Genomic DNA, 12,897 nt, shown 5'->3' on the forward strand with positions numbered 1-12,897 from the left:
CGAGCCCGTGGTCCGGGACCGCAACGGTCATCCGGACCACGGGCTCGTGTCGTCAGACGGACTCCCGGCCGCGACCCCGACCACGATCCCGGACCGGGCGTTCTTCGCCCTGACTGAGTACCCGTTTTGCGCCTCCCCGGGTCGGTGCGCTACGGTTGTCGAGCCGACGCGGGGTGGAGCAGCTCGGTAGCTCGCTGGGCTCATAACCCAGAGGTCGCAGGTTCAAATCCTGTCCCCGCTACTCGTGACGAAGGCCCCGGAGTTCTCTCCGGGGCCTTCGCCGTTCTCGCCGGTGCCCTGCGCACCCATGTGCGGGTTCGCACGCCTTGGTCACGTTCCGCGACCGGCCCGGCGGAAGAGAAGTCCCGAGACGCGTATGCCTGAGAGTCATAGTTATGACTCTCAGGCATATCGTTTTCGGCCAGAGAGTCTCGGGCTCGACCTCGCCCGGCGAGACGTCGGATCGTCGTGCGGCGCCCGAGGAGGGGATTCCGGGGCCCCGGCTGATCTCCAGGAACGGAGTGCGATAAGCTTTACGAGCCGACGCGGGGTGGAGCAGCTCGGTAGCTCGCTGGGCTCATAACCCAGAGGTCGCAGGTTCAAATCCTGTCCCCGCTACTCGTCACGAAAGGCCCCGGAGTTCTCTCCGGGGCCTTTCGCCGTGTCCGGCGACATCCGCACTGTCCGCCGTGCCCCGGTTGCGGGCTTCGGCGAGGATGGGGTCATGTCTGCATGGAACAAGTGGTGGGGCCGCCTGGGCGCGGTCCTCGGTACGGTCGTGCTGTCGGTCTTCGTGCCGGTCGCGGCCTGGGCGTCGTCGGGCACCGGCGAGATCGTGGTGGAGGCGGCGCGCCGGCGTTCCCGGGGCGGCTTCGGCTTCCTCGGCCTGCTCTGCTGCCTCGTGGTGGTCGGCGGCATCGTGCTGCTGGTGGTGCTGCTGACGCGCAACCGCCGCAACCGCCCCCCGCGCTGATCCCCGGCCCACCCCGCCCACGCCGGGCGGGGTGGGGGGAGGGGTGGGTCAGCCGGCGAGGGCGGCGTTCGCCTGGGCCATGAATCGGGAGGTGGCGGTACGGGCTCCGGCCCGCTTGCCGCGGATGCTCTCGGCCGCCTCGATCAGCAGCGTGCGTACCGCGGCGTGCCCCTTGGGCGGCGGCGCGGGCGACGGGCCGGCCAGGTCGTCCAGCTCGGCGCCGAGCGCGGCCATGCGCTTCTCGGCCCGGCCGGTCACCTCCGCGGCGACGAACGAGCGCACCTGCTTGCTGGCGTTCAGGCCGCGCTCGACGCCGAGGAGCCGGCCGGCCGCCACGTTCGTGGTCAGGAAGTCGAGCACGTCCACCACGGTTTCCGGGTGGCGGGTGCCCCGGAAACCGGCCCAGTACATCGACGCCCGGGGCCACTGGGCGGCCGGCGTACCCGGGAAGGCCACCGCGCCCAGCTCGTCGTCGGTCAGGCTCTGCAACTCGGGCAGCTGGTGCGACCAGGCGAAGGAGGCCGCCGTGTGCCCGGTGACCACGAGCTGGCGGGCCAGCTCGCCGCTGTCGGCCTGCTCGACCAGGGCGGCGCTCGGTGTGGCCCGGTCGAAGCGTGCCACCTCCCAGAACTCGAACCAGGCGAGCAGTTCGGCGGAGCTGAAGCCGAGCTGCCGCCCCTGGTACAGCTCGCTGCCCTGGCCGCGTAGCCAGAGCCAGAACGCCCGGTAGTCGCCGGAGGCGTCCATGGTGCCGGCCACCCGGTTGCCGGAGGCGCGGGTGAAGCGGGCGGCCCAGTTCGCGTACTCCTTCCAGGACATCCCGGTACGCGGCTCGGGCTGGCCCAGCCGGCGCAGCAGCCGGCGGTTGAACACCAGCGCCGCGCTCGTCTGCGCGGCCGGCACGCCCACCGTGCGCTCGTCCACCCGGCCGTAGCGGGCCAGTTGCTCCGGCACCTCGCGCAGGTCGAGCCGCTCGTCGGCGACGTACCGGGTCAGGTCGAGCAGGATGTCCCGGCCCGCGTACTCGGCGAGCAGGGTGTCGTCGATCTGGAACAGGTCCGGCGCGTTCCCGCCGGTGGCCTGCGTGGCGAGCCGGTCGTAGTAGCCGCTGAGCCCTTGCCAGGTGACCCGGAAGCTGACCCGCGGGTTCTGCTGCGAGTACAGCCGCAGCGCCTGTTCGGTGGCCGCGGCCCGGCGGGCGCCGCCCCACCAGAACACGGACAGCTCGATCGGGCCCTCGTCGGCGGCCACCTCCTCCGGGCTGCACCCGGTGAGCAGCGGCAGCCCGCCGGCGGCGAGCGGCAGCCCGGTGAGCGCGCCCAGGAACCGTCGCCGGTCGATCCCGGGACGGGGTACGGACTGCACAGCGCGCACGCGTCTCTCTCCGAAGGTGGGGTGGACGGATCATTTCACCGGCCCCCGGCCGGGTGTCAACGCCGGGCGGGACGGCGGTGGGCGCGCCGGGCGGTCCGCGCCGGTCATGGTGTACTAGCGCCGTGGAACTTCTGCACTCGGGCAAGGTCCGGGACGTCTACGCCGACGGCGAGGACCTGATTCTGGTCGCCTCCGACCGCGTCTCCATCTACGACGTGGTGCTGCCGACCCCGATCCCGGACAAGGGCCGCCTGCTCACCGCGCTGTCGCTGTGGTGGTTCGAGCAGCTGTCCGACCTGGTGCCGAACCATGTGATCTCCGCGACGGACGTACCGGCGGAGTTCGCCGGCCGGGCGATCCGCTGCCGGCGGCTGGAGATGGTGCCGGTCGAGTGCGTGGCCCGGGGCTACCTGACCGGTGGCGGCTTCGCCGAATACCAGCGCACCGGCTCGGTATCCGGGGTGCCGCTGCCCCGCGGCCTGGTCGAGGCGTCGATCCTGCCCGAGCCGATCTTCACGCCGTCGACCAAGGCGCCCAAGGGCGAGCACGACGAGCCGATCACGTACGAGCAGGTGGTGGACAAGGTCGGGCCGGAGGTCGCGGAGCGGCTGCGGCAGATCACCATCGACGTCTACCGGCGCGGCGCGGAGATCGCCGCCGAGCGGGGCATCCTGATCGCCGACACGAAGCTGGAGCTGGGCTGGGCGGCGGACGGCACGCTCGTGCTCGGCGACGAGGTGCTCACCTCGGACTCGTCCCGGTTCTGGCCGGCCGAGTCGTACCAGCCGGGCCGCGCCCAGTTCTCCTACGACAAGCAGTACGTGCGGGACTGGGCCACGTCGAGCGGCTGGGACAAGCAGCCGCCCGCGCCGGAGGTCCCGGCCGAGGTGATCGAGGCGACCCGGGCCCGCTACGTCGAGGTGTACGAGAAGCTCACCGGCAACACCTGGGCCTGACGCTCAGTCGACCCAGTCGAGTGTGCGCCGGACCGCCTTGTGCCACTGGCGCAGCTCGTGCTCCCGGTGCGCCGGGTCCATCGTCGACTCCCACTGCGCGTCCGAGCGCCACTTCTCCCGCAGCGTGGCCAGGTCGGGCCAGAACCCGACCGCGAGGCCGGCGGCGTACGCGGCGCCGAGGCACGTGGTCTCGGTGATCCGGGACCGGACGACCGGCACGTCCAGCACGTCGGCGAGGAACTGCATCAGCAGCTCGTTGCCGGTCATCCCGCCGTCGACCCGCAGCCGGCGCAGCGCCACGTCGGAGTCGGCGTTCATCGCGTCCACCACCTCGCGGGTCTGGAACGCGGACGCCTCCAGCACCGCGCGGGCCAGGTGGCCCTTGGTGATGTAGCCGGTCAGCCCGGCGATCACGCCCCGGGCGTCGCTGCGCCAGTGCGGGGCGAACAGGCCGGAGAAGGCCGGCACCACGTAGCAGCCGCCGTTGTCGTCGACGGTGCGGGCCAGCTCCTCGACCTCCGGGGCGGAGGAGATCAGGCCGAGGTTGTCGCGCAGCCACTGCACCAGCGAGCCGGTGACCGCGATGGCGCCCTCCAGCGCGTACACGGCGGGCTGGCCCTCGATCCGGTACGCCACAGTGGTGAGCAGGCCGTGCCGCGACGGCACCGGGCTGGCACCGGTGTTCAGCAGCAGGAAGCTGCCGGTGCCGTACGTGCACTTGGCCTCGCCGGGCTGGAAGCAGGTCTGCCCGAACAACGCCGCCTGCTGGTCGCCGAGCGCACTCGCCACCGGCACCCCGGCCAGCACCCCCCGGGCGGTGCCGTACACCTCGGCCGAGCTGCGGATCTCCGGCAGCACGGCGGCCGGGACGCGCAGCGCGTCGAGCAGCTCCGGGGCCCAGTCGAGCGTCGCCAGGTCCATCAGCATGGTGCGGCTGGCGTTCGTCACGTCGGTGACGTGCCGGCCGGTCAGCTTCCAGATCAGCCAGCTGTCCATGGTGCCGAACAGCACCTCGCCGCGCTCGGCCCGCTCGCGCAGCCCGTCGACGTGGTCGAGCAGCCAGCGCAGCTTCGGCCCGGCGAAGTAGGTGGCCGGGGTCAGGCCGGTGCGGGCCCGCAGCCGCTCCTCGTCGTACGTCTCGGTCAGCTCGCGCAGCAGCGGGCCGGTGCGGGTGTCCTGCCAGACGATCGCGTTCGCCACCGGGCGGCCGGTCTCCCGGTCCCACACCACCGTGGTCTCGCGCTGGTTGGTGATGCCCACCGCGGCCAGCGACTCGGTGCCGATGTCGGCGCTCGCCAGCGCCTCGCGCACCACGTGCTCGACGTTCGTCCAGATCTCCTCGGCGTCGTGCTCCACCCAGCCGGGCCGGGGGAAGATCTGCCGGTGCTCGCGCTGGGCCACGGCGACGATCTCACCGGCCCGGTCGAAGACGATGCAGCGCGAGGACGTGGTGCCCTGGTCGATCGCGGCGACGAACTCTGCGGTCACGGCAGCACCGTACCCGCCGCGAGCGTCCACCGTCTCCCTCCGGCGGCCCGTACGATCATCAGACGTGCGTGACATTGCCGTGTTCAGCGGGTCGGCCCATCCCGACCTCGCCGCCGAGATCTGCGCCCACCTCCACGTCCCGCTGCACCCGGTGCGGGTGTCCCGGTTCGCCAACGACTGCCTTGAGGTGCAGTTGCAGGCGAACTGCCGGGAGCGCGACGTCTTCCTCATCCAGCCGCTGGTGCCGCCGGTGCAGGAGCACCTGGTCGAACTGCTGCTCATGATCGACGCGGCCCGGGGTGCGTCGGCCGCGCGGATCACCGTGGTGCTGCCGCACTACGCGTACGCCCGGTCGGACAAGAAGGACGCGCCGCGCATCTCCATCGGTGGCCGGCTCGTCGCCGACCTGCTCACCTCCGCGGGCGCGGACCGGGTGCTGGCCATGACGCTGCACTCGCCGCAGGTGCACGGCTTCTTCAGCGTCCCGGTGGACCACCTGCACGCGCTGCGCGAGCTGGCCGCCCACTTCAAGGGGTACGACCTGAGCAACGCGGTGGTGGTCTCGCCGGACCTGGGCAACGCCAAGGAGGCCGCCGCGTTCGCCCGGATGCTCGGCACTCCGGTGGCGGCCGGCGCGAAGCAGCGTTTCAGCGACGACCGGGTGCAGATCAGCACGATCATCGGTGACGTGGCGGACCGGGACGTGATCGTGCTGGACGACGAGATCGCCAAGGGCAGCACGGTGATCGAGCTGATCTCGCACCTGCGCGAGCGGCGGGTCCGCTCGATCCGGCTGGCCTGTACGCACGGCCTGTTCTCCAGCGGGGCGCTGGAGCGGCTGAGCGCGCAGGAGGGCGTCCTGGAGATCGTCTGCACCAACACGGTGCCGATCCCGGCCCAGAAGCGGGTGCCGAAGCTGGAGGTGCTGTCGGTGGCGCCGGCGCTGGCCGAGGCGATGCGGCGGATCCACAACGGGGAGTCGGTGAGCGCCCTGTTCGCCTGACGCCGGCGGCGGGGTCAGCCGTCCGGCGGGCCGGTGACGGGCTGGCGGGTGGCGAGCGCGGCGGTGATCCGGACGACCGTGCCGGCCTCGCCGCTCTCCACCTCCATCGTGTCGCTCAGCTCCCGGGCCAGCCAGAGGCCCCAGCCGCCGGCGGTGTCCGGCGCGGGCCGCTCGCGGTCGCGCAGCCGCCGTTCGCTGATCCCGGGCCCGTGGTCGGCGACCTCGCAGACCAGTTCGCCGTTCCGCTCCCAGAGCCGTAGCCAGCCCTGCCCGCCGCCGTGGCGGACCGCATTGGTGATCAGCTCGTTGACCGCCAGCACGAAGTCGTCCAGCCGTTGGCCGGACAGGCCGGAACCGTGCGCGCAGGAGGTGACCGAGTGCCGCAGCCCGGTCACCTGCGCCTGGTCGAAGGCGGTGGCGAGAAGCAGGGAAGGTTCGATGGGCACAACCGTACGCGGTGCGGGGAGTTCTGCGTCTGTCATGACCCCGTCCCGACGATGGTTCTCGACGACTTTCGCGGCATTTCCACCGTACGTCAGGGTTTCTCGGCCCGCACCGCCCGGGGTGCCCCGGACCGGCTGTGACAGGGTGGCGCACATGCCGTCGTCCTCCGGCCTCGAGGGCCCCTTCTGGCGATCGATAGCGGTGTTCCGCTTCGCCGCGCTCGCGTACGTCGGACTGGTCGTGCTGCGCGACGCGGGCAGCTACGCGCACCCGGTCGCCGCGGGCGGTGTCCTGCTGGCGATGCTCGCGTGGAGCGGCGTGACGGCGGCCGGCTACGGCCGTCCGGCCGGGCGGCGCTGGCCGCTGCTCCTGGCCGACCTCGGCGTGGTGCTGGCGATCATCCTGGTCACGCCCTGGGTGGTGGGCCGAGCGGCGCTCGCCGCCGGGGTGCCGATGCTGACCGCCGCCTGGCTGGCCGGGCCGGTGCTGGCCTGGGCGGTCTCCGGCGGGCGGCGACGTGGCGCGGTGGCGGCGATCGTCCTCGGCGGCGCCGACCTCGCCACCCGGGACCGGATCAGCCCGTCCGCGCTGACCGGCGCGATCCTCATGCTGCTCGCCGGCGTGGTGGTCGGGCACGTGGCGCGGCTGGCGGTGCAGGCGGAGGAGCGGTTGCAGCGGGCGGTGGAGCTGGAGGCGGCCACCCGCGAGCGGGAACGGCTGGCCCGCGACATCCACGACTCGGTGCTCCAGGTGCTCGCGCTGGTCCGGCGGCGCGGCGCGGACCTGGACGGCGAGGCGGCCGAGCTGGCCCGGCTGGCCGGCGAGCAGGAGGCGGCGCTGCGGGCGTTGATCGGCCGGGCGGGCGCGCCGCCGGACCCGGGCGGGGACGAGCAGGACCTGCGCGACCTGATCGACAGGTACGCCTCGGCCACCGTCGTGGTGTCCGCGCCCGCCACACCGGTGCCGCTGCCGGCGCGGGCCGCCGGTGAGCTGGGCGCCGCGGTCGGCGCGGCGCTGGACAACGTGGCCCGGCACGCCGGCGGGCGGGCCTGGGTGCTGATCGAGGACGAGGAGGAGACGGTGACCGTCTCGGTACGCGACGAGGGGCCGGGCATCCCGGAGGGCCGGCTGGCGGAGGCCGCCGCGCAGGGGCGGCTCGGGGTGGCGCAGTCCATCCGGGGCCGGGTGGCCGACCTGGGCGGTGAGGTGCGGATCGTGTCGGCGCCCGGCGCGGGCACCGAGATCGAGCTGGTCGTGCCGAGGAGCCGCGGGTGAGCATCCGGGTGATGGTGGTCGACGACCACCCGATGTGGCGCGAGGGCGTGGCCCGGGACCTCACCGAGGCGGGCCACCAGGTGGTGGCGACCAGCGGCGAGGGCCGGCAGGCGGTACGGGTGGCCGCGGCGGCCCGTCCCGACCTGGTCGTGCTCGACCTCCAGCTGCCGGACATCTCCGGCGTCGAGGTGATCCGGGGCCTGCGCGCCGCGCTGCCCGACGTGCGGGTGCTCATGCTGTCGGCCAGCGGCGAGCCGCAGGGCGTGCTGGACGCGGTCAAGGCCGGCGCCACCGGCTACCTGATCAAGTCGGCCGCGCCGGCGGAGTTCCTGGACGCGGTGCGCCGCACGGCGGCCGGTGAGCCGGTGTTCACGCCCGGCCTGGCCGGGCTGGTGCTGGGGGAGTACCGGCGGCTGGCCGCGGCGCCGGCCGCCCCGCACGACGAGGCACCCCGACTCACCGAACGGGAGACCGAGGTGCTGCGTCTGGTCGCCAAGGGGCTGTCCTACAAGCAGATCGCCGACCGGCTGGGCCTGTCCCACCGGACCGTGCAGAACCACGTGCAGAACACCCTGGGCAAGCTCCAGTTGCACAACCGGGTCGAGCTGACCCGGTACGCCATCGAGCGGGGCCTGGACGACTGAGCTGTCAGTGCGCCTCCGGCGGCCGGGTCTCGTGCACCGCCAGCTCCTCCGCGCTGGCCCCGCCACCGGCCGCGCCGGCGTCGTAGGCGACGTTGTCGGTCTCCTGGTCGGTGTGTGCGCCCTCGTCCGGCTCGACCAACCGGCCCACCTGGTGGTCGGCGACGGTGCCGAGCTGGCCGTGGTCATACACGGAGACCGGGGAGTGCGGGTCCGAGACCGGGCCCGGGTCGATCACGTCGGCGTCGAGCTGGGCCTGCGCGGCGGCCTCCTCGCTGTCCGCCTCGGCGGCGATGTCCGGGTCGACCGGGCCGGCGAGCGGGTCGTCGGCGGGGCGCTCGTACTGCTCGCGCTGGAGCTTGTAGTCCAGCGACTCGCCGTCGAGCTGCTCCTCCGCCGTGGTGCCGAACTGGTCCACGGCGACCGGCGTGCGGTCACCGGGGAGCTGGGCCGGCTCGGGGCCGTCCGCCTCGCGTCCGGTCAGCACATCGTCGTTCGCGGTGGAGTCGTCGTCGGCGGTGTCGGGCAGGCCCGCCGCCTCGGGATCGGACACGGGGGTGGGGTACTCGTCGTCGCGCATGCCCGGGAACTACCCACTGCGCTCCCCGCCCTAACCGCGACCGGCCGGGTGGATCAGGAGAAACGGTGCGAAAAGCACCTCAGTTGCGGTACGCCGCCTCGTCCTCGGCGTACAGCACACACCACACCACCTTGCCGTCGGGCAGTGCCGTGCTGCCCCAGCGCCGGGCCACCGTGTCGATGAGCAGCAGCCCCCGCCCGCCCACCGAGTCAACCGGCGCCGGACCGCCGTACGCGGGCCGCCCGGTCGAGTGGTCCCGGACCGCGACGTGCAGCGCGCCGCCGCGCGGGGCCAGCCGGAGCGTCATCGGCGTGACCGCGTGCGCCACCACGTTGTTGACCATCTCGGTGACCGCGATGCAGGCCGGCTCGGTCAGCTCCGGCAGTCCCCACCTGGCGCAGCCGCCGGCCACCAGCACGCGCGCCTCCCGGGCGGCCTCGACCACCGGGGGCAGCTCGGCGTCGAGCGGCTCGGGCGCGGCGTCCGGTGGCGGCCCGTCCGGGTCGAGCAGCAGCCGCGCGGCGGGCCAGTCGTCCACCGCCCGGCAGATCTCGTCCAGGGCGGTGCGTGCCATCGGATCGGGGATCCGCACCCCGGACAGGTCCACGAGCAGCACCCCGGGCTGCCGCCACAGCCGGGCGAGCAGCGCGTCCCGGACGGCCTCCACCTCGGACCGGTCGAGCACCCCGGTCAGCCGGACCGTCGGCGAGGAGTCGTCGGTCTCCACCAGGCAACGTGCATCCGTCGGCATGATCGCCCCATTGTGCACCTCGGTCCGAGCCCGCGCACCGGTCCGGTCGGCGGGACTCACGGCCGGCCGGCCCGCGACCGGCGGCTGAGCGCCGCCACCGTGCCGACAGCGGTGCCGGCGGCCAGCCCGACGGCCGCGCTCAGCCGGAGCACCTGACCGCGCCGGCCGGACCACCCGTCGGTCCGCTCCGCCGCCGCGTCCGGCGTGAAGACCGCGCCGGTCGAGTCGGCGCGTACGCCGGGGCCGAACTGGGTGCGCGCGGTGTACCAGCCCAGCACGCGTTCGGCCAGCGCCGGGGCGAGCCGCCACTGGAGCCCGATCAGCCGGGCCGCGCCGCCCGCGTACGCCTCGCGCCGAGGCCGGCGCAGCAACTTGACGATCGTCTCGGCGACCATCTCCGGCGGGTACACCGGCGGCGGCGGGGTCAGCTCCCGGCCGGAGTGGTTGGCGGCGTGCCGGAAGAACGGCGTGTCGATGGTGGCGGGCAGCACGGTGCAGATCGAGATGTTCCCCCGGCCGGTCACCCGCAGCTCCTGCCGCACGGTGTCGGCGAGTCCTCGGATCGCGTGCTTCGTCGCGTTGTACGCCGACTGGTACGGCATCGCCACCTCGGCCAGCACCGAGGCGTTGTTGACGAGCACCCCGCCGCCGGCCGCGTCGAGCCAGGGCAGCGCGGCCCGCGTCCCGTACACGGTGCCGAGCAGGTTCACGTCCACCACCCGGCGGAACTCGGCCACCGGGATCTCGTCGAACAGCCCCACGGTGCCCACCGCCGCATTGTTGATCCAGGCGTCGATCCGGCCGAACTCGGCCACCGCCCGCGTCGCCAGCCGCTCCACCGCCTCCGGGTCGGTCACGTCGGTGGGCACCACCAGGGCCCGTCCGCCCAGTTCCCGGCAGAACGACTCGACCCGGCGCAGCGCGGACTCGGTCCGGGCGGCCAGCACCACGTCGGCGCCCCGGCGGGCCAGCGCGTACGCGGTGGCCGCGCCGATCCCGCTGGAGGCGCCGGTGATGACGACTGTGGCGTCGGAGAGGCTGCGGGTCAGCGGCATTCCCCGTCGGTACCCCGGGCCGGGGCGGTCATGCCGACCGTTTTCGCCGGTGATCGGCATCGGTCGGCTGTCCCGCCCACGGGACGCACTGGCCGGGTGACCCCGATCTGTCAGGTTTGGGCGCACCGGACCTGGGTTAATGGGACGCTCTGACCGGAGACCCCGCTCGCGAGAAACGCATGGAGGTGCACCATGCGCGTCGGCCTTGTATGCGCGCACGCCGGCTCGTCCACCGACGGTCCCACCGTCGGGACGCAGGAGCACATTGCGCGCGTGGCGGCGGAGCTCGCCGCCCGGGGCCATGACGTCCGCGTCTACGAGCGCCGTGCCGCGTCCGCCCAGCCCGCCCTGACCGAACTCGACGGCTACCGGGTGGAACGTGTCCCGGTCGGGCCGCCCGACATGCTCTCCACCGCCGAGCTGGTCCCGTTCGTCGCCGAGTACGGCCGCTGGCTGGCCGGGCAGTGGGCCGGGGACTGGACCCCCGACGTGGTGCACGGGCACTACTGGGTCGGCGGGCTGGCCGCCGCGCACGCGGTCCGTGCCACGGACATCCCGGTGGTGCAGACGTTCCACTCGCTCGGCGTGGAGCAGCTGCGGCATCTCGGCCGCGAGTACACCGGGCCGGGGGAGCGCATCCCGCTGGAGCGGGCGCTGACCCGGGCCGTGGACGTGGCGGTGGCCCAGTGCAACGACGAGGTCGACGAGCTGACCCGGATGGGCCTGCAACGTACGTCGGTGGCGATGGTGCCGACCGGCGTGGACACCGGCCAGTTCCACCCGGACGGCGAGGCGGCGCCCCGCGACCAGCGGGCCCGGATCCTCTCCGTCGGCGGGCTCGCGCCCGGACACGGCCAGGACGACCTGATCCGGGCGATGCGGCTGGTCGGTGACGCGGAACTGGTGATCGCCGGCGGCCCGCCGCCCGAGCGGCTGGACGGGCACGCCGAGGCGCGCCGGCTGCGCGAGCTGGCCGAGCGGGCGGGCGTGGCGGAGCAGGTGAAGCTGGTCGGCGCGGTGCCGCACGACCAGATGGCCACCTGGTACCGCTCCGCCGACGTGGTGGCCTGCACCCCGCACTACGCGTCGGCCGGGCGGGTGTCGCTGGAGGCGATGGCCTGCGGCGTGCCGGTGGTCGGCTACGCCATGGGCGGCATCGCCGACGCGGTGGTGGACGAGGTGACCGGCAAGCTGGTGCCGCCGGGTGACGTCCGCACGCTCGGGGTCACGCTGCGCCGACTGCTGTCCGACAACGCCGGACGGTTCGCGTACGGGCACGCCGCGGTGGACCGGGTCCGGTGCAGCTACACCTGGGAACGGACCGCCGCCGCGCTGGAGCGCCTCTACGAGCGGGTGATCGGACGGCGCCGCCCGGCCACGCCGATCGAGCCGACGCCGGTCGAGGCGACGCCGCCGGTCGAGGTGGTCGTCTCCGAACGCGGGCCGGTCGAGGCCGCCTGAACCGGCACCATCGCGGCGCCCACCATCGCCTTCTGGCGGGCGCCGGCGTGGTGGTGCTGCGGTTCGGCATACCGGGTCAGGCCGACCACCGCCGCGAGCGTCACCAGGAAGCCGAGTCCGGCCAGCCACTCCCGGCCGGGCCAGATCTTGTCGTTGAGCAGCAGCAGACCGACGATCGCGGCGGGTACCGCGCCGGCGGCGTCCATCGCCGCGACCGCCGCCGTGGTCGAACCGCGCTGCATGGCCAGCCCGAGCAGCAGCTGGCCGATCAGCGAGTGGACGATCAGCAGGTAGAGCAGCGGGTCGCGGACGAATGCCTCCACCGATCCGGCCGAGGCGAGCGGGCGGGCCGCGACCGCCGCGGCGGAGAACGCCATCCCGGCCAGCGAGCCGAGCACCACCGACCCGAGCGCGCCGTGCAGCCGGGCGGCGAAGAAGCCGGAGGCGGCGATCGCCAGCACCGCCACCGCCAGGCCGACCAGCCCGGCGGTGCCGAGCTGCCGTGACGGCGCCGGCTGGGCGGAGAGCACGAGCGCGGTGATGCCGGCGAACAGCAGCACCAGCAGCACCACCTCGGCCGCCGGCAGCCGCCACTTGAGCACCAGCACGCCGAGGACGGCGGTCACCCCGAGCCCGGCCGCCACGCTGGCCTGGACCAGGAACAACGGCAGGTCACGGCGGGCCAGGAAGGCCAGCACGAAGCCGACGACCTGGCAGGTCAGGCCGATCAGGTACGTCCGGTGCCCGGCCAGGCGCAGCAGCAGCCCGGGGTCGAACGTGTGGTGCACGGTGGTCCGCGCGGCCGCGACCGACTGGAGGAGGTTGGCGAAGCCGTACGCGATGATCATCGCCGCCAGGAAGCACCAACCGGAGGAAACCACCTGGCGAGGATAGAG

General features: G+C 73.9%; 13 protein-coding genes and 2 tRNA genes. 8 read left to right on the plus strand and 7 right to left on the minus strand.

Annotated elements, in window-relative coordinates; translation table 11 throughout:
* Positions 1 to 167: 167 nt before the first annotated feature.
* The 3 genes from IRY44_RS11955 to IRY44_RS11965 all read left to right on the plus strand — a co-directional run bounded on the left by IRY44_RS11955 (position 168) and on the right by IRY44_RS11965 (position 973).
* Positions 168 to 241, plus strand: a tRNA-Met gene (locus IRY44_RS11955).
* Positions 242 to 544: 303 nt separating this feature from the next.
* A tRNA-Met gene (locus IRY44_RS11960) sits at positions 545 to 618 on the plus strand.
* Between the two features lie 106 nt (positions 619 to 724).
* A complete protein-coding gene (locus IRY44_RS11965; protein WP_091422247.1) occupies positions 725 to 973 on the plus strand; it encodes a hypothetical protein in 249 nt (82 codons plus the stop codon).
* A 48-nt stretch (positions 974 to 1,021) separates the two neighbouring features.
* On the opposite strand, the gene IRY44_RS11970 is transcribed toward IRY44_RS11965, so the two are convergent.
* Complete coding sequence (locus IRY44_RS11970; protein WP_194800481.1) at positions 1,022 to 2,347, minus strand: ABC transporter substrate-binding protein; 1,326 nt, start codon at positions 2,345 to 2,347, stop codon at positions 1,022 to 1,024.
* A 122-nt stretch (positions 2,348 to 2,469) separates the two neighbouring features.
* Here IRY44_RS11970 and IRY44_RS11975 point away from each other — a divergent pair, with 122 nt between their 5' ends.
* Positions 2,470 to 3,303, plus strand: a complete 834-nt coding sequence (locus tag IRY44_RS11975; protein ID WP_194800482.1) for a phosphoribosylaminoimidazolesuccinocarboxamide synthase — start codon at positions 2,470 to 2,472, stop codon at positions 3,301 to 3,303.
* A gap of 3 nt (positions 3,304 to 3,306) precedes the next feature.
* Here IRY44_RS11975 and glpK read toward each other — a convergent pair whose 3' ends face one another.
* Complete coding sequence (glpK, locus tag IRY44_RS11980; RefSeq protein WP_269697615.1) at positions 3,307 to 4,791, minus strand: glycerol kinase GlpK; 1,485 nt, start codon at positions 4,789 to 4,791, stop codon at positions 3,307 to 3,309.
* Between the two features lie 64 nt (positions 4,792 to 4,855).
* On the opposite strand from glpK, the gene IRY44_RS11985 reads away from it, so the two are divergent.
* Positions 4,856 to 5,794 (plus strand): ribose-phosphate pyrophosphokinase, encoded by a 939-nt coding sequence (locus IRY44_RS11985; RefSeq protein WP_194800484.1) that lies wholly within the window; start codon positions 4,856 to 4,858, stop codon positions 5,792 to 5,794.
* Positions 5,795 to 5,808: 14 nt separating this feature from the next.
* On the opposite strand, the gene IRY44_RS11990 is transcribed toward IRY44_RS11985, so the two are convergent.
* Entirely contained in the window at positions 5,809 to 6,276 is a 468-nt protein-coding gene (locus IRY44_RS11990) for an ATP-binding protein (RefSeq protein WP_194800485.1), read from the minus strand.
* Between the two features lie 115 nt (positions 6,277 to 6,391).
* Between IRY44_RS11990 and macS the strand changes: the two genes are divergently transcribed.
* Both macS and IRY44_RS12000 read left to right on the plus strand, forming a co-directional pair.
* Positions 6,392 to 7,513 carry a MacS family sensor histidine kinase gene (gene macS / locus IRY44_RS11995; RefSeq protein WP_194800486.1) on the plus strand — a complete coding sequence of 374 codons (1,122 nt, stop codon included), beginning with the start codon at positions 6,392 to 6,394 and terminating at the stop codon, positions 7,511 to 7,513.
* 11 nt (positions 7,514 to 7,524) lie between these two features.
* On the plus strand, positions 7,525 to 8,157 hold the full coding sequence (locus IRY44_RS12000; RefSeq protein WP_194800717.1) for a response regulator transcription factor: 633 nt from the start codon (positions 7,525 to 7,527) through the stop codon (positions 8,155 to 8,157).
* A 4-nt stretch (positions 8,158 to 8,161) separates the two neighbouring features.
* Here the strand turns inward: IRY44_RS12000 and IRY44_RS12005 are convergent, their stop codons facing one another.
* The 3 genes from IRY44_RS12005 to IRY44_RS12015 all read right to left on the minus strand — a co-directional run bounded on the left by IRY44_RS12005 (position 8,162) and on the right by IRY44_RS12015 (position 10,540).
* On the minus strand, positions 8,162 to 8,734 hold the full coding sequence (locus IRY44_RS12005; RefSeq protein ID WP_194800487.1) for a DUF5709 domain-containing protein: 573 nt from the start codon (positions 8,732 to 8,734) through the stop codon (positions 8,162 to 8,164).
* Positions 8,735 to 8,813: 79 nt separating this feature from the next.
* On the minus strand, positions 8,814 to 9,485 hold the full coding sequence (locus IRY44_RS12010) for an ATP-binding protein (protein WP_194800488.1): 672 nt from the start codon (positions 9,483 to 9,485) through the stop codon (positions 8,814 to 8,816).
* A gap of 56 nt (positions 9,486 to 9,541) precedes the next feature.
* Positions 9,542 to 10,540, minus strand: coding sequence for an SDR family oxidoreductase (locus tag IRY44_RS12015; protein WP_194800489.1), 999 nt, complete (start codon positions 10,538 to 10,540; stop codon positions 9,542 to 9,544).
* 192 nt (positions 10,541 to 10,732) lie between these two features.
* On the opposite strand from IRY44_RS12015, the gene IRY44_RS12020 reads away from it, so the two are divergent.
* Positions 10,733 to 12,001, plus strand: a complete 1,269-nt coding sequence (locus IRY44_RS12020) for a glycosyltransferase (protein WP_194800490.1) — start codon at positions 10,733 to 10,735, stop codon at positions 11,999 to 12,001.
* Here the strand turns inward: IRY44_RS12020 and IRY44_RS12025 are convergent.
* Positions 11,884 to 12,849 (minus strand): hypothetical protein, encoded by a 966-nt coding sequence (locus IRY44_RS12025; protein WP_194800718.1) that lies wholly within the window; start codon positions 12,847 to 12,849, stop codon positions 11,884 to 11,886. The genes IRY44_RS12020 and IRY44_RS12025 overlap by 118 nt on opposite strands.
* Positions 12,850 to 12,897 lie beyond the last annotated feature (48 nt).

It is taken from the genome of Micromonospora sp. ANENR4, from assembly GCF_015354395.1.
Lineage (GTDB): Bacteria > Actinomycetota > Actinomycetes > Mycobacteriales > Micromonosporaceae > Micromonospora > Micromonospora aurantiaca.